The sequence below is a fragment of the Leptolyngbya sp. UWPOB_LEPTO1 genome (assembly GCF_017302695.1).
GTDB lineage: Bacteria > Cyanobacteriota > Cyanobacteriia > Leptolyngbyales > Leptolyngbyaceae > Leptolyngbya > Leptolyngbya boryana.
Window position 1 is genome coordinate 92,365 of the sequence record NZ_JAFLCJ010000003.1, and the last position, 21,994, is coordinate 114,358.

General features: G+C 46.9%; 15 protein-coding genes. 11 read left to right on the top strand and 4 right to left on the bottom strand.

Features of this window, described 5'->3' with window-relative positions; translation table 11 throughout:
• Window positions 1–59 precede the first annotated feature (59 nt).
• The 10 genes from J0L70_RS05760 (at window position 60) to J0L70_RS05805 (ending at window position 17,388) form a co-directional block, all read left to right on the top strand.
• The gene (locus J0L70_RS05760; protein ID WP_353736613.1) at window positions 60–1,631 is read left to right on the top strand and encodes a peptide ligase PGM1-related protein; all 1,572 of its coding nucleotides are present in this window, start codon (window positions 60–62) and stop codon (window positions 1,629–1,631) included.
• Window positions 1,632–1,795: 164 nt separating this feature from the next.
• Complete coding sequence (locus J0L70_RS05765; protein WP_071596232.1) at window positions 1,796–2,170, top strand: nucleotidyltransferase family protein; 375 nt, start codon at window positions 1,796–1,798, stop codon at window positions 2,168–2,170.
• Complete coding sequence (locus J0L70_RS05770; protein WP_190651249.1) at window positions 2,157–2,516, top strand: HepT-like ribonuclease domain-containing protein; 360 nt, start codon at window positions 2,157–2,159, stop codon at window positions 2,514–2,516. The genes J0L70_RS05765 and J0L70_RS05770 overlap by 14 nt, the downstream gene beginning before the upstream one ends.
• Before the next feature lie 155 nt (window positions 2,517–2,671).
• Complete coding sequence (locus J0L70_RS05775; RefSeq protein WP_017289427.1) at window positions 2,672–3,343, top strand: hypothetical protein; 672 nt, start codon at window positions 2,672–2,674, stop codon at window positions 3,341–3,343.
• A gap of 46 nt (window positions 3,344–3,389) precedes the next feature.
• Window positions 3,390–5,678 (top strand): Tex family protein, encoded by a 2,289-nt coding sequence (locus tag J0L70_RS05780; RefSeq protein WP_287453510.1) that lies wholly within the window; start codon window positions 3,390–3,392, stop codon window positions 5,676–5,678.
• 275 nt (window positions 5,679–5,953) lie between these two features.
• Window positions 5,954–7,828 (top strand): AMP-binding protein, encoded by a 1,875-nt coding sequence (locus J0L70_RS05785; RefSeq protein ID WP_287453512.1) that lies wholly within the window; start codon window positions 5,954–5,956, stop codon window positions 7,826–7,828.
• A 14-nt stretch (window positions 7,829–7,842) separates the two neighbouring features.
• Window positions 7,843–11,142 (top strand): non-ribosomal peptide synthetase, encoded by a 3,300-nt coding sequence (locus J0L70_RS05790; protein WP_268181785.1) that lies wholly within the window; start codon window positions 7,843–7,845, stop codon window positions 11,140–11,142.
• The gene (locus J0L70_RS05795) at window positions 11,129–15,163 is read left to right on the top strand and encodes a non-ribosomal peptide synthetase (protein ID WP_287453515.1); all 4,035 of its coding nucleotides are present in this window, start codon (window positions 11,129–11,131) and stop codon (window positions 15,161–15,163) included. The genes J0L70_RS05790 and J0L70_RS05795 overlap by 14 nt, the downstream gene beginning before the upstream one ends.
• A 181-nt stretch (window positions 15,164–15,344) precedes the next feature.
• Window positions 15,345–16,505 (top strand): iron-containing redox enzyme family protein, encoded by a 1,161-nt coding sequence (locus J0L70_RS05800; RefSeq protein ID WP_287453517.1) that lies wholly within the window; start codon window positions 15,345–15,347, stop codon window positions 16,503–16,505.
• Between the two features lie 157 nt (window positions 16,506–16,662).
• Window positions 16,663–17,388: an SAM-dependent methyltransferase gene (locus tag J0L70_RS05805; RefSeq protein ID WP_199323791.1), complete on the top strand. Its 726-nt coding sequence runs from the start codon at window positions 16,663–16,665 to the stop codon at window positions 17,386–17,388.
• A 77-nt stretch (window positions 17,389–17,465) separates the two neighbouring features.
• On the opposite strand, the gene J0L70_RS05810 is transcribed toward J0L70_RS05805, so the two are convergent.
• The 4 genes from J0L70_RS05810 to def all read right to left on the bottom strand — a co-directional run bounded on the left by J0L70_RS05810 (window position 17,466) and on the right by def (window position 20,856).
• Window positions 17,466–18,398, bottom strand: a complete 933-nt coding sequence (locus J0L70_RS05810; protein ID WP_017289435.1) for a hypothetical protein — start codon at window positions 18,396–18,398, stop codon at window positions 17,466–17,468.
• 133 nt (window positions 18,399–18,531) lie between these two features.
• Complete coding sequence (locus tag J0L70_RS05815; protein ID WP_017289436.1) at window positions 18,532–19,881, bottom strand: PrsW family glutamic-type intramembrane protease; 1,350 nt, start codon at window positions 19,879–19,881, stop codon at window positions 18,532–18,534.
• Between the two features lie 150 nt (window positions 19,882–20,031).
• Window positions 20,032–20,235 carry a hypothetical protein gene (locus tag J0L70_RS05820; protein WP_017289437.1) on the bottom strand — a complete coding sequence of 68 codons (204 nt, stop codon included), beginning with the start codon at window positions 20,233–20,235 and terminating at the stop codon, window positions 20,032–20,034.
• A 57-nt stretch (window positions 20,236–20,292) separates the two neighbouring features.
• The gene (gene def, locus J0L70_RS05825; RefSeq protein WP_017289438.1) at window positions 20,293–20,856 is read right to left on the bottom strand and encodes a peptide deformylase; all 564 of its coding nucleotides are present in this window, start codon (window positions 20,854–20,856) and stop codon (window positions 20,293–20,295) included.
• A gap of 173 nt (window positions 20,857–21,029) precedes the next feature.
• Here def and J0L70_RS05830 point away from each other — a divergent pair, with 173 nt between their 5' ends.
• Window positions 21,030–21,986 (top strand): cell division protein FtsX, encoded by a 957-nt coding sequence (locus J0L70_RS05830; RefSeq protein ID WP_287453522.1) that lies wholly within the window; start codon window positions 21,030–21,032, stop codon window positions 21,984–21,986.
• Window positions 21,987–21,994 lie beyond the last annotated feature (8 nt).

Consider the following 21,994-nt stretch of genomic DNA (forward strand, 5'->3'; position numbering starts at 1 on the left):
TGTGCCTTAATCTCAGTAGATATGATCGCGAGTATCAGCTTGATCGCGAATTGTGCGCCATGAACATGCTTGACCCAACCCTTGAGTTTCAGAAGTTACAGAATCAGTTGCGCGATCGCTGGCGCAATGTAGTTGAGTTTGACACGAGTGATGCTGATATCATCGTCATTCCGTCGCTAAGTATTGATCAGCATGAACTGCTCAAAATTGAAGGTTTTTTGCATTATGAAGAACGACTGCTCTTTTCGCTGATTCGATTGCGAAATCCTCGGACTCGGTTGGTTTATGTGACTTCGCAACCGATTCATCCGAGTGTCGTCGATTATTATCTTCAGCTATTACCTGGTATTCCATTTTCCCATGCGCGCGATCGCTTGCTGTTGCTTTCGACTTATGATTCATCAACGAAACCTCTGACTGAGAAAATTCTGGATCGACCGCGTTTACTCGATCGGATTCGACAAGCAGTAAACCCAGAGCGGGCATACATGATTTGCTACAACTCGACAGCGTGTGAGAGGGATTTGTCGGTGCAGTTAGGCATTCCGTTGTATGCACTTGATCCGACCCTTCTGCACTGGGGAACCAAGAGCGGCAGTCGGCAGATTTTTGCCGAAAGTGGCATTCCTTTTCCAGACGGCAGTGATTTAGTTTGGAATGCAAAAGATCTAGCGGTTGCCACCGCTGAGTTATGGGAACGCAATCCCGAATTAAAACGAGTCGTGATTAAGCTGAATGAAGGATTTTCAGGAGAAGGAAATGCAATTTTAGATCTGCGACAATTAGGAGAAGTGAAGCCTGGAACCATTTCGCATCAGCAGCGAGTGGCAAAGATTTACGATCACTTTGCTCATCTCAAATTCGAGGCAAAGTCGGAAACTTGGGAAAATTATGGGGGTCGAATTTCAGAATTGGGCGCGATCGCAGAAGCCTTTATCGAAGGAGACCATAAGTTTTCGCCAAGTGTGCAGGGTCGCGTCACACCCGATGGAGAAGTCGAAATCCTCTCGACTCACGACCAGATTTTGAATGGACAAATCTATCTCGGCTGTCGTTTTCCGGCAGATGAAGCGTACCGAATGAGCATTCAGGATTTGAGCTTGCACGTGGGACGGACGTTAGCCGCAAAGGGAGCGCTGGAGCGATTCGGAGTCGATTTTGTTGCAGTACGTGGGGAAGAAGGATGGAAAGTTTATGCGATCGAGATCAATCTCCGAAAAGGTGGCACAACTCACCCATTCATGACGCTGAAATTTTTGACTAACGGGCGTTATGACCTTTCAAGTGGCTTATTTTATAGCCAACAGGGACGACCCAAGTACTATATGGCAACGGATAATTTACAGAAATCGCAATACCGAGGATTATTACCCAATGATTTGATGGATATCATTGCTTATCACGAATTGCACTTCGATACGAGTACAGAAACGGGAACAGTGTTTCACCTGATGGGATGTCTGTCTGAATTTGGGAAATTGGGATTGACCAGCATTGGCAATTCTCCGCAGCAGGCAGAGGATTTGTATCGACGAGTCGTGAAAGCGATCGACGATGAAACGAAAACCTCAGACTATTCCCATCTCACCTCATCGTCGATCGCTTCAATGCGTTGGAATAGCGGCTATTGAAGCATTTTCGCACTTCAGAAATTCGGTGACTTTGTTGAGAAACAAGATGCCACGATAACAATGCTGCACATTACTCAAAAATCAGGGTCGTGAGACTTTCACTGACTCTTTCCAAAGCTAGCTATGATCTGTAGAACACAGGAGTGGTATTTCACGTCATGACGATGGAGCCAGTTACAACAGCACCAATCGCTTTGCAGACACAACCCATTGCGGAACTGTTGCAAGCGCGTCTGAGAGTAGAGGTGTTAGAGATTAAAGCATTGTGCGATCGTCACCGCATTGCAGAATTTGGGGTGTTTGGATCGGTACTGCGAGATGACTTTCGAGTGACAGGCAACGATCCGAGTGATGTCGATGTTTTAGTGGTGTTTGAAAGAGGTTATCGGCTGTCTTGGAGAGCTTGGCAGAATTTGCAAACTGAGTTGGAGCAGTTGTTTGGGCGGAAAGTGGATTTAGTCCGAAAAGAGCTTTTGACAAATCCTTATCGTCGAGCAGAAATTTTACGCACCTGTCAGATCATTTATGCAAAGTCATGATCGTGATGCTGCGGCACTTTGGGATATAGCTGAAGCAATTCGAGAGATTCAACAGTTTATGGCTGGAGTCTCTGAGATGGAATATCTAGAGACACTCTGGTTACGTCGTGTAGTCGAGCGCAATTTTGAGATTTTAGGTGAGGCGGCTCGTCGGGTTTCAACTGAGTTTCAACGGGCACATCCTGACGTAGATTGGGGGAATATGATCGGATTACGGAATATTATTGCTCATCGCTACGAACAGGTTGATCATGAAATTCTGTGGGACATTATGAATACGGTCTTGCCGGAGGTTCTTGTAAACGTAGAGCGTTTTTTGTCGGAATTGCCGGGGCAGTCATCTTAAAGTTTTCTATTGCATTTTTGCGATCGTACGCAAAATCTAGCCTTGTAATTGCACTTTAGCTTTTAACATTTAGTGAACAAACCGATTTGATAGCCGCTACTCAGCAGCAATGTGCCACAATTCTCCTGTATACCTGTGGGGCGAGGACTCTTAGGATGTCGATCTCAAAAATGATGCAGTCTAAAATCACTCGATCGCTGATTACATCGACAGTGATTGGAACTTTAATCGCATTAGCATCACCTGTGAAAGCAGGCGTGCTGGATGACGTATTTATTCGTCCCGGTGTTGATGAAGCCGATTTTGGAGCTTGTGCGCGGGATTTAACGCGTGGAAAAGTCGAAGCTCAAATTGCTGCGGATGCCTGTGCAAAAGCGATCCGTCCCAAAGATTTGGGGATTTGTGTCGATCGTATTACCCGCAATGAAGTGTCCGCCGAGGATGCACTCTCAGTCTGTCGGCAAGTCCGCCGCCCAGTAGAAGCTTCGACCTGTGTTGTCGATATTCGTCGTCGCGCGCCGCAAACTGCTTTGGTCAATGTCTTAAATGGCTGCCGTCAAAGTTTGCTCCCTGCTCGGTTTTCTAATTGTGTCGTCGATTTGAGTCGAGACTTGAAGTTGACCACCGAGCAATCGATCTCGGCTTGCATCAGCGCGAGTGATATTACCCGCGATTTGCAGCCGACCGTTTTACCCGGTGCAACGAATACTTCGCCAGTCACATTACCTGCACCCGTTACTCCCTCTCCGGCGCAGCCCTCTCCTGGCGGCAGTACGCCTGCTCCACCCGCAACAACTCCGGGAACTGTGACACCTCAGCGATTCTAAGGTACACTCGGAACTCAGCAGAATTTTTAGCGTGGGTTCCGAGATCATGAATATCCCTCAACTTCTGGCAGAAGAACTCTCACTGCGATCGTTTCAGATCAGCAATGCACTCGAACTGTTTGCAGAAGGGGCAACGGTTCCGTTTATTGCACGGTATCGCAAAGAGCGAACTGGCGAAATGGACGAGGTGCAGTTGCGGGATTTGTTCGATCGCTTTACTTATCTGACCGAATTAGAAGAACGCAAGAAAACCATTCTCGAATCGATCGAGTCTCAAGGCAAACTCACGGAAGAATTGAAACTCAAAATCGAAGCCTGTTTGCAGAAGAATGAACTAGAAGATTTGTATCTGCCATATCGTCCGAAGCGCAGAACCAGAGCCACGATCGCACGCGAGAAAGGCTTAGGTGAGTTGGCTGTTTTTATCGCTGCTTTGAATCAGCCCAACGCATCTGTCGCGTCATTAGAAGACGAAGCAAAGCGGTATTTATCTGAAGAAAAAGGCGTTAAAACCATCGAGGAAGCTTTGCAAGGAGCTTCGGATATCTTGGCGGAAGAAGTTGCCGAGAAGGCTGAATTTCGGGCGTATCTGCGCGAGTTTTTCTTGGAGTCTGGAATCTTTGTGTCGCGGATCAAAGATGACTATCCCGAGGGCAGTACAAAGTTTGAAATGTACCGCAACTATCAAGCGAAGATTACTAAGATTGCACCTCATAACCTACTCGCTCTATACCGTGGAGAGGCAGAAGGAATTCTGAGCTTTGATCTCAGCTTTGATGAGGATTCGGTACAGCAGTATCTAGAGTCAGAAACGATTCGGACAAAGGCAAAACCTGTTCGAGAATTTTATCAATCGATGCTCAAAGATGCGTTCAATCGCTTGATGAAAACTTCGATCATTTCAGAAGTACGATCGCAGAAAAAACAAGAAGCCGATATCGAATCGATTAAAACCTTTGAAACTAATTTGCGCGAGTTACTGCTTTCGGCTCCGGCTGGAATGAAGCCAACGCTCGCCGTCGATCCGGGTTTCCGAACAGGCTGCAAAGTTTCAGTCCTGGATCAAACGGGTCAATTTCTCAAATACGAAGCAATCTTTCCACACACTGGGGCTGAGAAGCGCAAGCAAGCAGCCGTGTCTTTGAAGAAGTTGATTGAGCAATATCAAATTGAACTCATTGCGATCGGAAATGGAACTGCGAGCCGCGAAACTGATGAATTTGTCGCAGAAGTTTTAACGACTTTAGAACGCAAGCCGATTAAAGTGATTGTGAATGAATCCGGTGCTTCAATTTATTCAGCAAGTCCAGTTGCGATCGCAGAGTTTCCCGAACTTGATATCACCGTCAGAGGCGCAATTAGCATTGGACGGCGTTTGCAAGATCCGTTAGCAGAATTAGTCAAGATTGATCCAAAATCGATCGGAGTCGGACAGTATCAACATGATGTGGATCAAAAGCTACTGAAGAAAAAGCTAGATGAAACGGTTGAAAGTTGCGTAAACTATGTCGGAGTTGACCTCAATACAGCATCGAAAGAGCTATTAATGTTTGTTTCTGGTGTGAGTTCAACGGTTGCGAATAACATTGTGAACTATCGCAATCAGAATGGTGCGTTCAAAGATCGTAACTCATTGCTCAAAGTCCCAAAATTGGGTGCAAAAACCTTTGAACAAGCTGCGGGTTTTCTGAGAATTCGCGACGGTAAAAATCCATTAGACAATACTGCCGTTCACCCAGAAAGCTACGCAATTTTAGAAGCGATCGCTAAAGATCTCAACGTCCCTCTGACCCAAACGGCGCAGATCGCAGCGCAACTTAAAACGAATTTAAAGAAGTATGTGACAGACGCGATCGGTGAACCGACACTGCGCGACATCATTGCAGAACTAGAAAAACCTGGACGTGATCCGCGTGCTGAATTTAAGTACGCAACCTTCAAAGAAGGCATCAAAGAAATTTCAGATCTCCGAGTCGGCATGGAACTCGAAGGAATTGTCACCAATGTGGCGAATTTTGGAGCATTTGTTGATATCGGTGTGCATCAGGACGGCTTGATTCACGTGTCGCAAATGAGCGATCGCTTTGTCAGCGATCCGAATCAAATTGTGAAAGTTGGACAGGTTGTCAAAGTGCGCGTTTTAGAAGTGAATGAAGCACTGAAACGAATCAGTTTATCAATGAAGTCAGGAGAACAATCGGGTTCAAAAGCCTCTCAAGCAGTGAAGACCTCAGGACAGAAACAACCCGAACGAAGAACCCCAGAAAAATCGAAATCGCAGCAAAAGCCAGCGTCGTTAGATGATTTGAAGTCAAAGTTTGGGAAGAAGGCTTAGAGAATATTTTGCAGGTAATCGTTGAGACCCATTCACCCATACCGAAATGGGATGCTAGGGCTAACCGTGCGGAGCCTTTTGGAAAAGACTGGATCGCTCAAATCTCTGTTTAGTCTGGTTTATCTGTATATCTGAAATTTTTGAATGCCAAGGGATCATGCGTCGCAATTAAGACATGATTTGGCATTCAGATTCGCCGATCGCAATTTCCGGGTCATCTGAGAGTCCGTCAGTATAATATGTTGTAATTTTAACTTCTGTCATGGAGGTTTCTATTGAGATACAGCGATGCGAATCTCACGCTTCATCATCTCGTTGCAGTTCAAGCGGAATGTCAGCCTAGCTCAATCGCGCTTCGATCTGTCTACGAACCTCCGCAATCTGGCTTAACCTATGAAGCCCTCCACAGTCAGATTACAAAAGTTACCCACATCCTCACAGCCCACGGGATTCAGCCCAACGATCGGATTGCAGTTGTGCTCCCCAATGGGACGGAAATGGCAGTTGTTTTTCTCGCGATCGCGAGTTGTGCGACCTGTGCGCCGCTGAATCCAAATTATCAACGTGCAGAATTTGATTTCTATTTAGACGACTTGCAAGCAAAAGCACTGATCATTCTCGCCGGACAACCCTCACCCGCACGTTCGAGCGCCCAGGCTCGCAACATTCCAGTTCTCGACCTCATTCCAACCTCAGCAGGACAATTTGAGCTAGAAGGTCACGCAGTGTGTGATGGACATCCTGAGTTTGCAAAACCTGATGATGTCGCACTGATCCTGCACACCTCAGGCACAACCTCTCGTCCAAAAATGGTTCCTCTCACCCATCGCAACCTATGGACTTCTGCCAACAATGTGGCGACAACTTTGGAATTAACGCCAAGTGATCGCTGTCTGAGTTTAATGCCCCTGTTTCACATTCATGGATTGGTCGGCGTACTACTTGCATCGATCGCAGCAGGTGGGCAAGTGATTTGTACACCGGGATTTCAAGCCGCTCGATTTTTTGACTGGTTTGAAACTTTTCAGCCGACTTGGTACAGTGCAGTTCCTACTATTCATCAAGCCATTTTGACTCAAGCCGAACAACAGCGCGATCGACTTGAGCACTCGGCTCTGCGTTTGATTCGTTCTTCTTCTGCTGCACTCCCCACTCAGGTCAAAAATTTACTAGAAACAACCTTTAAAGTTCCTGTCATCGAAGCGTATGGCATGACCGAAGCAGCCCATCAAATGACCAGTAATCTGCTGTCACCTAGCGATCGTAAAGCTGGCTCAGTCGGAAAAGCGATCGGGCTAGAGGTTGCGATCATGGATGAAACAGGACAATTGCTTCAACCGAGTGCGATCGGGGAAGTTGTGATTCGAGGTGCAAATGTCACATCTGGATATGAACAGAATCCGGAAGCGACAGCAAAAGCATTGACTCAAGGTTGGTTTAGAACCGGAGATCAAGGCTATTTCGATGCCGATGGCTTTCTATTCTTGCAAGGGCGATTAAAAGAAATCATCAATCGGGGTGGAGAAAAGATTGCACCTTTAGAAGTTGATGCCGTACTGATGGACATCCCAGAAGTCTTTCAAGCGGTGACATTTGCAGTCCCGCATCCGACTCTGGGCGAAGATGTTGCAGCCGCAGTTGTCCTACATCCGGGAGCTAATTTGAGTGCAATAAAAATTCGCCAGATCTTGTTCCAAAAGATGGCAGATTTCAAAGTGCCCAGTCAAGTCGTGATGGTCGATGCCATTCCCACGGGCGCAACTGGAAAGCTACAACGGATTGGTTTGTTTGAAAAGCTCGTTGATCAATTGAAACCTGAGTTTGTTGTTCCTCGAACTGAGTCGGAACAGAAACTTGCTGCTATTTGGGCTGAAGTTTTAGGAACGGACTGCAACCTCGGACGACACGACAATTTCTTTGCCTTAGGAGGAGATTCACTCAAAGCAACTCAAATCATCGTGCGGATTACTCAGATCTTCGAGATTGAGATGCCATTGGTCGCCTTATTTCAATCTCCAACTCTCATGGAGCAAGCAGAAAGAATTGATGCCTTATGTGCGGAGTCTAGCACGCTAATGTCGCTGTTCAATCAATTGCAGGATCGACCAGAAGCGGAACGCCTAGCACTCATCGAAAACCTATCGTTGTAAAAGTCCCCAGACCTATGAAAGATCTTGCCCAACGCCTTGCCAACCTATCTCCCGCACAGCGCACGCTCCTACAACAAAAACTTCAGCAGCAGGAACAGAGCGCTAAACCTGCAACTATTCCCCATCGCGATCCAGCACAGCCCATTCCACTTTCGTTCACACAGCAGCGATTGTGGTTCTTGGCACAGTTAGAGCCAGAGAGTCCGGTATATAACATTGCTGATGCGGTGCGAGTGCAGGGACAGTTGAACGTTGAGGTGTTGCAACAGGCATTAAGCGCGATCGCTCAACGACACGAAATCCTGCGAACCACGATTGGACTGAGCAATGGCGAACCTGTGCAGATTATAGGCGACCCTGCGATCGAGTTTGCCGAAATTGATTTGCGATCTCAGCTTGAGTCTGAGCGGGAAATTATCTGCCAACAGCACATTCAGCAAGTGATCTGCCAACCGTTTGATCTGGCTGAAAACCCCTTATGGCGAATGACTTTACTGCAGCTTGATCACGCTGAATCTGTGCTTTTACTCGTTCAGCATCATTTGATTTCTGATGGTTGGTCAGTCGGGATTTTCTGGCAAGAGTTAGGTGAACTCTACGAAGCAGCTTTGAAGCAACACCCCTCATCGCTTTCTGAATTACCAATTCAGTATGGAGATTTTGCACTCTGGCAACACCAGCAATTTGAAACGGGAAAATTGCGATCGCAGTTTGAGTATTGGACAAAGCAATTGGGTGGAACAATTCCAATGTTGGAGCTACCCACAGATCACGCCCGTCCAGCCGTGCAAACCTTCACAGGCGCACACTACCGTTTCACAGTGCCGGAAGCATTAACCACAGCGTTGATTCAACTCGCGCAGCAAGAACAAGCTACTTTGTTTATGGTACTTCTGGCAGCGTTTAACACCTTACTCTATCGCTATACGCAGCAAGAAGACCTTTGGATTGGAACTCCGATCGCGAATCGAAATCGGATCGAGACTGAACCCTTGATTGGTTTTTTTGCCAATACGCTCGTGCTGAGATCAGATCTGAGTGGGCAACCGACGTTTCGCACTTTGGTAAAACGCGTGCGAGAAATGGCATTAGATGCCTACAGCCACCAGAGTTTTCCGTTTGAGAAACTAGTACAAGCTTTGCAGCCTGAGCGCAGTCTGAGTCAAAATCCTCTGTTCCAAACGATGTTTGCACTGCGAAACCTACCAGAAAAAGTGCAAACTCTTTCTGGGCTGGAATTGCACCCTATGTCTCTAGACAGAGAGATTGCTAAGTTTGATCTGACGTTGGAAATGAGTCAAGTTGATCGACAGCTACAAGCAAGGTTTGAGTACAACACAGACTTATTTGAGCCAGAAACGATCGAGCGCATGAGTGGGCATTTACTCACGTTACTTTCCGGGATTGTACAGAATTGCGATCGCACATTATCAGAACTTCCTTTACTCACAGAAGCCGAACAATATCAGTCTTTAGTCGAATGGAATAATACTGAGCACGATTATCCAGATTGTTGCATTCATCAGTTATTTGAAGCTCAAGTTGAGAAAACACCCGATGCGATCGCTGTTGAATTTTCAGCAGCATCCCTGACCTATCGAGAACTGAATCAACGCGCAAATCAACTTGCTCATCACTTGCAACGATTGGGAGTTGTTCCGAACCAATTTGTCGGATTGTGTGTCGATCGCTCACTCGACATGATTGTTGGAATGCTAGGAATTCTCAAAGCGGGGGGAGCTTATGTGCCGCTTGATCCAACTTATCCGAGATCGCGCCTAGCTTTAATGTTAGAAGACGCAGAACTCTCGATTTTAGTCACTCAATCTTGGCATGTTGATGCTTTTGATGCTCATCCTGTCCATCTCATTGTCCTCGATCAACACAGTGAGATTCTGAATTCAGAAAATCCGACACTCACGACAACCCTATCTGATCGAGCCTACCTCCTCTACACATCTGGCTCAACCGGAAAGCCTAAAGGAGTGATCATTGCTCATCAATCTCTGGTCAATGCAGTGTGGGCAGGACAGAGATTTTTTTCACTCAATGCCAACGATACTTGGGTTGCAGTTGCGTCTTTTTGCTTCGATGTGGCTGCTTTTGAACTGTACTCGCCTTTAATTGCAGGAGCAAAACTCGTCATTGCTCCACAAGAAGTCGTGCGCGACGGCAAGCGTCTTGCTGCGTTAATGCAGTCGAGCGGGGCAACGATCGCAAATTTTACGCCTGCAACCTGGCAAATTTTACTTGGATCTCAATGGCAGAGCCAGCCTCACTTGAAAATCCTCTGTGGTGGAGAAGCCTTATCTAAAGATCTCGCGAGTCGTCTTCTCGCTCAGAGTAATTGCGTTTGGAATCTTTACGGACCCACCGAAACCACCATCTATTCGACCCTCTATCGAGTGAGAACGGCTGAAAAATCACCTGCAATTGGTCGCCCGATCGCGAATACGCAGCTCTATGTTCTTGATCGACATTTACAACCGTTGCCGATTGGCGTTCCTGGTGAACTGCACATTGGTGGGGATGGCTTAGCGATCGCTTATCTTAATCGTCCAGATCTCACCACAGAACGGTTTATTCCTATTCCACCCAGTTTGCAAGACATTGCCAAAGGAACCCGATTGTACAAAACGGGCGATCTAGTGCGATATCTCCCAGACGGCAATGTTGAGTACTTAGGTCGGATCGATCATCAGGTGAAAATTCGCGGATTTCGGATTGAGCTAGGTGAGATTGAATCCGTACTCATGGAGCAAAAAGCAGTACAAATCGCTGTCGCAATCGTACGAGAAGACCAATCTAACGAAAAAACGCTTGTCGCCTATGTCGTACTCGCTCAACCTGTGGATGTCGCTGAGTTGCGATCGTTTCTGAAATCAAAGTTACCGGATTACATGATCCCGAACGCGATCGTGGTTCTCGACACCTTGCCGCTCACACCAACGGGGAAAATTGATCGGCGATCGCTTCCGGCTCCAACGAAGCAGCTAGAGAGTGATGCCGCTTTACCACGCACGCCTATCGAAGCAAAGCTTGCAGAGATCTGGCAACAGGTACTTGGTCTCAAAGAAATCAGCGTCAATGATAATTTCTTTGAGTTAGGAGGACACTCCTTAATGGCGACTCGAATCATCACCCGCATTGATGCTGAGTTGCACATCAATTTGCCGCTCCGTTGCTTGTTTGAATCACCGACGATCGCAGAGTTAGCGATCGCCATCACTCAACAGCAGCTTGAAACATTAGAGGACGAAGAGTTACTTCAACTGCTCAATCTACTTGAGGACGGATCTGATGCGGTCAACTGATTTACTCAACCAGCGATTGGCGCAACTCTCGCCCGAAAAACGTGCCTTACTTGAAGCACAGCTTCTCAAAAAACAGCAAAAACCTGCCATTTCTCAAATTCCAAAGCGATCGCAGCAATCCCCCTGTGCGCTTTCTTTTGCTCAACAACGACTCTGGTTTCTCGCGCAACTGCAACCGGATACTGCGATTTACAATATTCCGATCGCACTTCACTTTCCGTCTGAGCTAAATCTTTCTGCCCTACAGCAAGCGCTCAATACGATCGTGGAGCGTCATGAAGTCCTCCGTACCACATTTGATCTGATTGCAGATGAACCTGTTCAGGTGATTCATCCGCCGCGTCCTGTAAATCTCGTCATCATTGATTTGGAGCAGAAAAGTGAACTTCAGCGATCGTTGACTCGAGCGGCTCAGCAATCATTTGATCTGCGTCAGGATTTGATGCTCAAAGTTACGCTATTTCGTCTTCCCGATGGTGAACAAGCTTTACTCTTATTGCTCCATCACATTGCTTCAGATGGTTGGTCAGGGAACATTCTCCTGCGCGAAATCGATGCCTACTATACTGCGTTTACAGCGGGTAATCCGATCTCACTCCCTGCACTGCCGATTCAATATGCTGATTTTGCTCAATGGCAAAAACAATGGCTCAGCGGCGACGTTTTAACTCAACAGCTTGATTACTGGAAGCAACGCTTAGCCGGAGAATTGCCCGTTCTGGAACTTTCCAACTGTTTTACAAAGGCAACCCCAAGTTGTTCAACAGTTCAAACTGATGCAGGTGAAAGATATTCTCTAACTCTCTCCAAAACACTTACTCAAACCATTCAGCAATTCGCGCAGCAAGAAAAAGTAACTCTATTTATGATGTTACTAACTGCTTTTAAAACATTGCTATACCGCTATACTCAGCAAGAAGATATGCTGATTGGCTCTGCGATCGCGAATCGGAAATGGGTTGATGTTGAAGGCTTAATTGGTTTTTTCGTCAATACACTTGTCCTTCGGACAGATTTGAGCGATCAACCCACATTTCGATCGCTCTTGAGTCGAGTGCGTGATGTTGTTCTCTCTGCTTACGAACATCAAGATTTGCCCTTTGAGAAGCTCGTTGAAGAACTGCAACCAGAACGCCGCTTGAATCAGAATCCTTTAGTTCAAGTCATGTTTGTGCTGAAAAATGCATCTGATTCGTCTCTGAGCATTGCCAATTCAACCCCAATTTTGATCGACACGGAAACTGCTCAATTCGATCTGGTGCTGTCCTGTACCGAAAGTACTCAAGGATTAAAAGTTTCGTGGCTCTATCGCACAGAGGTTCTTGACCGCAGCACGATCGAACAAATGAGCCAGCACTTTGAAATTCTTCTCAATGGAATCATCGAAGCACCGGATCAGTCGATCTCAACCCTGCCCATTCTTACACTTTCTGAAAAACAGCAGTTCCTAGACTGGAATCAAACCCATACAGACTATCCTCGAACGACTTGCATTCATCAACAGTTTGAAGCTCAAGTCGAACAAACTCCTGACGCGATCGCACTCGTCATGGACGAGCAGCGCTACAGCTATCGCGAACTTAATCAGCAAGCGAATCAACTTGCACACTATTTGAGAACTTTAGACGTTCAACCTAATCAAGCGATCGCAGTTCACTTAGAGCGATCGCCCAAGCTGATCATTGCGCTGCTGGCAATTCTCAAAGCAGGAGGGGCTTATCTCCCACTCGATCCCACTTATCCAGTCGATCGTCTGAGCTACATGCTCGAAGATACCCAAGCTCGCATTCTTCTGCATGAGAGTGAATCAATCTTTCCGGCAGCATTCTCGAACTGCCAAGTGATCAATCTTGATGCGCTCCAGCTAGAGAACATTCCAGAGAATCTCGCTCCTGTCAATACTGCACAGGATTTGGCTTACATCCTTTACACCTCTGGTTCTACTGGCAATCCCAAAGGTGTGATGGTTCCACATCGTGCAGTCATGCGATTAGTCCTGAATACGAATTATGTCGATTTACAAGCTTCAGATGTGATCGCTCAGGTTTCAAATTGTTCGTTTGATGCCGCTACGTTTGAAATCTGGGGTGCTTTACTCAATGGCACAACCCTCGCGATCGTACCCAAAGCTGTTCTTCTCTCGCCTAACGAATTTGCAGCAGCATTGCAGACTCACTCGATTCGGGTGTTGTTTCTCACCACTGCATTGTTTCATCAACTCGCTCAGCATGTTCCTACTGCATTCCAAACTCTGCGATATCTACTTGTAGGTGGAGAAGTAACTGATCCACAGTGGGTCAATCAAGTGTTCGAGTGCGGCGCACCTGATCAATTTTTACATGTGTATGGACCGACGGAAAACACGACTTTTTCTTCCTGGTATCGCGTTGAGCAAGTTTCCTCAACGCTGCCAATTGGTCGCCCGATCTCAAATACGCAAATCTTTTTACTCGATCGCCATCTTCAACCCGTTCCAGTTGGGATTCCCGGTGAAATTTGTCTCGCGGGAGATGGATTAGCATTGGGCTATCTCCATCGTCCCGATGCTTCACAGTTTGTTTCGACTCAAATTGATGGAGTTCCAGTCCAACTGTATCGAACGGGCGATCGAGCGCGCTATCTGCCGAATGGCAATCTAGACTTTTTAGGACGATTCGATCATCAGATTAAGCTGCGGGGATTTCGGATCGAACTGGGAGAAATTGAGACAGCGCTCAGACAGCATCCTGATGTGCAAGATGCGATCGTTGTCATTGAGCACACCGACGCTCAAGACAAATCCTTGCAGGCTTATCTCACGTCTACACAAACGATTTCTCCGAAATCATTGCGGCAGTTTCTTCAGCAAACTCTCCCAGACTATATGCTGCCACAGGCATTCCATATTCTCGAAACTTTCCCACTCACCCCAAATGGTAAAGTCGATCGCGCGAAACTCCACCATTTCAAGTCATCTGAAAACCTTTCTGATAGTGCAAATCCGAATTTAGTCACCAGTCCTTTAGAAACACAACTGCTCCAGATTTGGCAGAGCGTTTCAGGAATGCAGTCACTTAGCACAGATGATAATTTCTTTGAGATTGGCGGTCACTCGCTCTTAGCTGTGCGGCTTCAAAGCGCGATCGAACAACTGATCGGCAGAAAACTCCCCTTATTTGCCGTATTTCAAGCGCCAACAGTCAAGCAAATGGCGCAGCGATTAGAGCAAGAGCAAATCAAGCTTGATGCTGCCCAAACTCAACTGCGATCGCTATTTTGGTATTCTCAGCATCCGACTGAAGCCGCTGCACTCACTCAGCATCTTGGAGCAGATCAACCTTTGATTTATCTAGATACTGGACTATTGGAGGTTCTAGAACCTGCCGAACACATTCGCGATCGAGCAAAGCTTTGTCTTGCGGAACTCAAAAGACTTCAGCCTCAAGGCCCCTATCTACTAGGGGGGTTTTGTATGGGCGGGTTGGTCGCGTTTGAAACAGCCCTCCAACTTCAAGCTCAAGGCGAGGAAGTTGCATTCCTCGCGTTAGCAGAAAGCTGGTTAGCTTCACAGATGCAACGCCAGAGACCCAAACCTCTCCCAGAACTGCCTGTGATTCGGACGCTGTACTTCCATTCTCAGAAATTAATCGGGTTGAAGCCTTCTGATCGGCTCGACTATGTTGTGCACGAGATTAAGCGAGTTCCTTCTCTCATCGATCGCCTGCTTACCTCAATCAAGCGGGTGTTCAAGCCAGAGTCGCCAGCACAGCAGGCACAACGAGAATGGATGTTTCGAGGAGGGGAGGCTGTTCACAGTTATATTCCATCTTGCGCTTATCCGGGTCGGATCTATTTCTACTTCAGTCAGATCACAGATGAATCTAAGTCACTGATTGAACAATCTGGGTGGGAGAAGTTTGTCTCTGATCAGATTGAAGTTGAGGTGTTTGCCGGAGATCATCATAGTATTATGCGAGAACCTGATGTGCAAAGGCTGGCAGAAGCGATTAAAGCGACGATCGATTCACTCGATCTTACTTAGAGGGTTTTATACTCTTGAAACATCCTCTTAAAAGATCTTTTAAAGGTATAAATTGAGTATTGATAGGCTTTTCGACTGCCATCAATACTCAATTTCCCTCGTCAGGATCAAGTTGAAAACCCCTCTCAAGAAAGATTTACCCTCTATCTTGGGAGGATGAATCTTTTTGTTCAAATCAATCATGATGAGAGCGAAAATAGTTGATTCAGAGAAATACATGCAGGGCAGTTTAGTTACGCCTCCGTCGGCGCAAGTGTTACTACCAGACGAGATCGAGGCAGATGTCAAAAGCAATCCATACTATAAAGCTGAAAAGACGTTAGGCAATTTGATCGAAGTTGAGAACTTAGATCAACGATTGAACTTATTTGATTCTCAAGTTCGGTACTTTGAAACTGCGCTCAATTCAGCAATCAAAGAAGCCTATCAGCAATCACAAAGTAGCGATGCGGCGCATCTATTTTTGCAGCGCGTTCTCTATCGAATTAATCGCTTAAATTTATTCTGGTATGACGACTTAACGCATTATACAAACGAGCGATCGCTCTATCTCCAAAAAATTCGCAATCAGATCGAAACGGCTTGGCAAGACTGGGAATTAGCACACCTTAGTGTTGAGGCGTACCACGATATTGATATCAAACAGGCATTGCTCGATCGCTATGCTGCCGATCTCGATCCGACCTTATCAGAAGATGCACTCTACCTGCGTAAGCACATGCCCTTTGAAGGGTATCGCTATCTCCTAGCGATCACTTCTTTTGATGGCTTAGTCGAAGCAAGTCGGCTCTCCCGAATTCTCGGGGGTGCTGCCAACGAAGTGCAAGCAACTTTAACCAAGGTATTACTGGAAGAGTACGGGAATGGTCGTCTCGCTCGCAAGCATTCGACTTTCTTTGCACAAATGATGACTGAGTTGCGCTTGAGTACTCAGCCCGAAGTTTACTTTGATCTCGTTCCGTGGCAAGCACTCGCAACCACGAATCACAACTTTCTCCTGACCGAGTGTAAGCGGCATTTCCTCAGATACAACGGTGGATTAGCCTACTTTGAAGTAGCAGGTCCTTCAGCGTATCGAAACTATCTCGCAGCAGCACAGCGGTTAGAGCTATCCGATGGTGCAATGGGATATTGGGATCTCCATATCCGAGAAGATGAACGGCACGGACGCTGGATGATCGAAAACGTGACTTTGCCGCTTGTAGACATGTACCCCGAACAAGCATGGCAGCTAGTCTTGGGATACGACCAAGAGAAATTGATGGGCGATCGAGCGGGAGCAGCGATCGTCAACACAATTCGCCACGGGGTTCAAACAGCGTCACTTCCCACCATTGGATAGGGAGCGGATCTAGGAGTTAGTCAAATTGAGAAAGATAGAGGGATAGGGAGATAGGGAGATGGGAAGCAAGAACCACTTCTACCTTTCTCCCTATGCCCCTATTCCCCTATCTCCCCACCATTTTTCACAGCAATTTGCAACAAACGAGGATAATATCTTGACTGGAACACTTATACGCAATATCACAGCACCCGAAGTCTTCTTCTGTCCTGAAGAGTCTCATTTTTATTCGCATTGTCTAGAGCGATTGGTTTTTTCTCAATGTACAGACTGCGATTTGATTGTTGAATTTGGTGCAGGTGATGGCAGTCCGGTAATTAATTCATTGATGCGATCGCACTTCCAGAGTGAGATTCATGGGTTTGAATTAAACTCAGCAGCTTATGAGGTTGCCAAATCTAGAGTTGATCAATGTAACTTGCAGGACAAGTACATTTTGCACAATCAGTCTTTCTTTGACTTTGCTTCAACAGATGCAAACTATTTGATTGCGAACCCGCCTTACATCCCCGCTCCTGACAACAAGATTCGGATGCCTTTACTGCATGGCGGAACAGATGGTGCAACCATTACCAATCGATTGCTCACTTTAGACTATCCAAACGTGATGCTATTGATATCGAGCTATTCAAACCCAATCGAAACATTACAATGGGCAGCAGGCCAAGGCTATACCGTTGCAGATTTTATGGTCACTCCGTTAAAGTTTGGCTGCTATAGTTCTGAGCCAAAAGTGAAAAAGTGGATTGGACAACTACGCGAGCAAGGACAAGCCTTCTATTCTCAAAATATTTACTTCCTCGCAGGCGTATTGTTCAAGCATTCCAGCTTTGGAACTCCCGATCTCTCCAACGAACTCATGCAAGTCATGACCGCGCTCTAACCATCACGGCGATTTAAACAGCAAAAAACTCCGAGTTTTGGAAGAGACCCGGAGTTTCTTACTGTTCTGAACCAAACCTAGAAGCCAGCAAAGTTGTAGCCAACTCCAAGCATAATGCCAACGGCTGCTTGTCCTGTTACAGAAGCATTCACTGCAGCAGTCGCTGTGAACTGAGAAGAAATGGGAACATCAACACCACCCGTCAACAGCAGTCCAACACTGCCGCGATCGCCTGTTGAAATTGCTGCACCCACGCCCAAATAAGGAGCCGCTGAAAATCCTAATCCCTCTGTCGGACCCTCGCCAAAGCTAAAGTCATAGGTCACAGGAATCAAAATTGCAACATCATCATTAAACAGGACAGAGGGGCGAACTGAGAAATTGCGAGTCAAGCCAATTTTGCTAATGACAGCAAAGCTTCCTTGCCCTAGCGAAATATCACCATCGCCAATCCCAATGTTGCCACCAACTCCAACATAGCTCGAACCTGAGCGAGTCGCTCGACCCGGAACGAATTCTTGAGTCGGAATCGTAGTGGGTGTTGGTGTTGTCGTACCTGGCGTACTATCCGGCGTAATCGGGGTTGTACCGGGGGTTGTGCTAGGGGTTGTCGTATCTGGCGTAACTGGGGTTGTGCCAGGGGTGAAGGTATCTGGCGTAGTCGGGGTTGTCGTGTTCGGTGTGATCGGGGTTGTATTTTGCGGAGTGACAGGCGTTGTATTGCTCGGTGTCACATCTGCGGGGTTGGTTTCAGTCCCAGAAGGTGTACTTCCGGGCACTGCACGACCCGGAGCGATTTCACTGGGAGTAGAAGGTGTCGTTTGAGCGACGGTGAGTCGCCCCGTTTGTAGATCCGCCAATTCATTCACGTCGATCGACGGTTGACCTAAGAGAGCAGCCCCGTTCGAGGTGACCGGCTTTTCATTAGCATTCGCCTTGAGTTCGCCTGAAAAAAATGCGATCGAGATAAACGTCAGTGGTAAAAGCAGTTTGAGTTTTAAGGAAGTCATAGTCGAATGGAAACATCTATATGTGTGTTCAGGCAGTATCTATGCCTGCCATTCGAGCGTAATCATTGCACTATGAAATCACGTCCTTCTCAAGGCTCAGGGAGTCTCTATCTGAGGTGCGATTTTTCTGTTGTCACGATTTTAGGCGAGTTGCAAAGTTTTGCGATCGCGTTGGTGATAAAGTTCGAGCTTTCAGAATTGCCGCTGCCAAAAACGCATAGGACAACATTCCAACTAACGCTAATAAAATCTCACTCACGCTTCCCATGACATTCCAAAGTGCATGTAGCGCCGAAGCCGTGAAATATCCAATCAATAAAATCAGCCCACTCTGCCGAGGCTTCAATACCGCAAGTCCAATAAAATAGCCGAAATATCCGCTATACGCCATATGCCCCGAAATCGAACCGAGCAATCTTGGGATCAAAACTTGTAAGCCTCGAAGCTGATCCCATCCGCCTTCTTGTCCGAGTTGCAGAGAGGTCGATTCGATCATTCCGGGCACATACTGCCCTAACGTTTCTACCAGGGTAAATCCAACTGCCGAAGCCGCCCCTAAAAGAATTCCATCCAATGGCTCCCAAATTCCAACGCGATCGTTCCAAGGCGCAGGCAAAAATCGCCCGATCGCAAACAAAACCGCGATCGGAATCACTTTCAGCAATTCTTCCATCAACCCTGCACCAAAGAACATGCGGATAAACAGCGTCAACGGATTAATCAATTCTCCAGGCGCGGTCACTTGTCCAGGTAAGACCGATCTAAAAAATTCTGCAAACAGTAGCAGCACTGGACTCCGCAGTAAGAAGTAAGTGCCCATTGCCGCAATCACCATCACCCACCACGGTTTTCGCTTTCCACATAGTCGATAGACGAAGTACAGTCCAACGAGTGCAATGTATCCCGCTAACAAGCGATTGAACAAAATCGGTTGTCCAACAGCAACAAATAGCGACACCACAAATCCGATTGTGACAATGCCCGGAACTAAGAACGCCTTGCTGGTTAAATCTCGTCCGGTTGAAACAATTGGGAAAAGCTGCGTCAACGTGACTGATTCACGAGCGGGCGGGACGACTGCACCGCGTTCCGTTACCGCCGCACGACTAGTATTGAAATCTGCTAGATATTCAAAAATATATTCAGGTCCATCGTTTCCCAATGAAATACGATCGCCCGATCGCAAAATTTGGCATCCCCGCAATCGCTTGCCGTTCAGGTAAGTTCCATTCGAGCTATTGAGATCGCAGACCCACCAGGTCGGGCGGTCTGCATCTTCGATTTGTTCTGAAGGACGAACCTCTGCATGACGACGCGAGACCGACCCAAATAAAACTGGATCGACGGCAATTTGGCAACGAGGATCGCGTCCGATCACAGTCGTGTCGTCGATCGACAAAGCGTGAACAATTAATTTTGGATCAGAACTATTGCCGATCGACAGTTGTCGGAGGCAAGCTATGGGACTAATTTCGCCCGTCATAGAAGGGAGTGGAACAAGGGGTGTTCGCTAGAGAAAAATAGGAGATAAATGAAATTGTAGGTAGAACTCTAGCGCAACATTCTATACCTATCTTCAGGGATCTATCACGTTTAGCTAGAACAAACAGGAAATCCCTAAAAATCTTTAAAATTACTGATTATTTGCTCTCGCATCTGCGACCGCTGCTAGAAAGCAAATGACAGTTAACGGCGCACTGACTGCCAAAATGATACCTGTAACCAGCGTGCCGTATTCAGGATTACCTGAAGTCAGTTCAAAAACGCAGCCCACTGCTGCGATCGCCGCAACACAAGAACCGCCTAGCAGAATGCCGCTCTTAGGAGTCATGATCATAATATCAATTCCTTAAATGATTAAAAAACCGCCAGAATTGACTGACGGTAACAACCATTATCCGATGTGGCGGACATCGCTTGCCGAGAAGCCGCGTTTTTTCAATTCTTGATTCAGCGCAATTTGATTTTCCACGCGATCGACAAACAATACGCCATTCAAGTGATCGATTTCATGTTGAATCGCACGAGACAATAATCCATCCGCTTGCAAGGTGCGCATCCGACCCGTTTCATCTTTGAAAGACACTTCGATCATTTCAGAACGTTCGACATCCAGATAAACACCCGGAATGCTGAGACAGCCTTCTTGACCAGAACAGGTTTCTTTGCCGAATTTCTTAATCACCGGATTAATCAAGACCAGCGGCACAGCTTCAGGTTTATCGGGGTCGATATCAATGACAACGATTTGCTTGTGGATACCAACTTGCGGTGCAGCCAACCCGATCCCATCCTCGCTATACATCGTTTGCAGCATTTGGCGCACGATCGTACGGATTTCATCGTCTACCTTAGCGACTCGTTTTGCAGGCTGACGCAACACGCGATCGCCCATATGGTGCATCTGTAAGGGCGGATTTTCTAACTTTTTCTTCTCAACTAGAACTGAGGAGGGCATGGGATGTTTCACCTAAAAATCTGATCGAAGGTCGGAGTGATTCCGTGTTGGTTCTATTTTAGCGTCAGTTTGATGAATTTGCTGGCTTGGGTGTGCGCAAGTTCATCTCGCTAAAATCCCCCAAAACTAGGAAGTTTCAGTTGAAAACATCTCGCATCCCACGGCAATTTCGGATGCCCGATTCAATTGAGCAGGCTACAAGGGTCTTCGCACTGAAAGAGAGACATAGCGCGATGCGGTTCTTCACAAAGTTAGAGTATTTGCTGCGGGAAACGTTTTTAGGATTGCGACGTGGAGGCTGGATGAATTGGGCAGCGGTCAGTATGGTGACTGTGCTGCTGTTTTTGTTCGGAATGAGTTTACAGGCTTCTTGGCAACTAGAGAGTTTATTAACTCAGTTTGGTAGCCAGCTTGAAGTGTCAGCCTATCTCGAAACCGGGGTGTCAGCAGATGTGTTGCGATCGACCGTTGAGAGATTTCCTGAAGTTGCCTCAGTTGAGGATGTGACAAAGGAAGAAGCTTGGAGCCGATTGGTAAAAGAACTCGGCTTATCGAATTTGCGAGATGCAACGCAGCAGCTTGAAGGCAACCCACTGGTCGATGAATTGAAAGTGAAAGCGCGATCGTCGGACGTGGTTCCGGTTCTAGCCGAGAAATTAAAAAAAGTTCGCGGAGTCGATGAAGTGCAGTACGTGAGTGAAGCCGTGCAGCGGATTGCTCAACTCAACACCGGATTTAATCGAGTCAGTACAGCGATCGTGGGACTACTCACTGCAACTGCGATCGCGGTAATCAATACAACGATTCGGTTTATCGTGGTCGCACGTCGAAAAGAAATTGAGATTATGCAGTTAGTTGGCGCAACTCGAAGCTGGATTTATTTGCCATTCTTGGCGCAGGGAGTCGCATTTGGGATTTTTGGCTCCGCGATCGCATTTGCGCTGATTCAAGGCATTCAAAAACTGATTCGCAATCAACTGAGTGGACAAGCTGAGTTTGTTCAATTTCTGACGACGGGAGCCACTCGCCCGATCGATTTGATTGCGCTACCTTTAATTTTGCTGACGTTTGGTGGACTTGTTGGACTCCTGGGTAGTATCTTCGCTGTGCGGCGATTTGCAAAAATTTAGGAGCATTG

Excerpts from the sequence above, each read along its gene's own strand:
- J0L70_RS05760 (WP_353736613.1), top strand. The coding sequence starts at position 60 with ATGAACATGCTTGACCCAACCCTTGAGTTTCAGAAGTTACAGAATCAG.
- J0L70_RS05765 (WP_071596232.1), top strand. The coding sequence starts at position 1,796 with ATGGAGCCAGTTACAACAGCACCAATCGCTTTGCAGACACAACCCATT.
- J0L70_RS05770 (WP_190651249.1), top strand. The coding sequence starts at position 2,157 with ATGCAAAGTCATGATCGTGATGCTGCGGCACTTTGGGATATAGCTGAA.
- J0L70_RS05775 (WP_017289427.1), top strand. The coding sequence starts at position 2,672 with ATGTCGATCTCAAAAATGATGCAGTCTAAAATCACTCGATCGCTGATT.
- J0L70_RS05780 (WP_287453510.1), top strand. The coding sequence starts at position 3,390 with ATGAATATCCCTCAACTTCTGGCAGAAGAACTCTCACTGCGATCGTTT.
- J0L70_RS05790 (WP_268181785.1), top strand. The coding sequence starts at position 7,843 with ATGAAAGATCTTGCCCAACGCCTTGCCAACCTATCTCCCGCACAGCGC.
- J0L70_RS05795 (WP_287453515.1), top strand. The coding sequence starts at position 11,129 with ATGCGGTCAACTGATTTACTCAACCAGCGATTGGCGCAACTCTCGCCC.
- J0L70_RS05800 (WP_287453517.1), top strand. The coding sequence starts at position 15,345 with ATGATGAGAGCGAAAATAGTTGATTCAGAGAAATACATGCAGGGCAGT.
- J0L70_RS05810 (WP_017289435.1), bottom strand. The coding sequence starts at position 18,398 with ATGACTTCCTTAAAACTCAAACTGCTTTTACCACTGACGTTTATCTCG.
- J0L70_RS05815 (WP_017289436.1), bottom strand. The coding sequence starts at position 19,881 with ATGACGGGCGAAATTAGTCCCATAGCTTGCCTCCGACAACTGTCGATC.
- J0L70_RS05820 (WP_017289437.1), bottom strand. The coding sequence starts at position 20,235 with ATGATCATGACTCCTAAGAGCGGCATTCTGCTAGGCGGTTCTTGTGTT.
- def (WP_017289438.1), bottom strand. The coding sequence starts at position 20,856 with ATGCCCTCCTCAGTTCTAGTTGAGAAGAAAAAGTTAGAAAATCCGCCC.
- J0L70_RS05830 (WP_287453522.1), top strand. The coding sequence starts at position 21,030 with ATGCCCGATTCAATTGAGCAGGCTACAAGGGTCTTCGCACTGAAAGAG.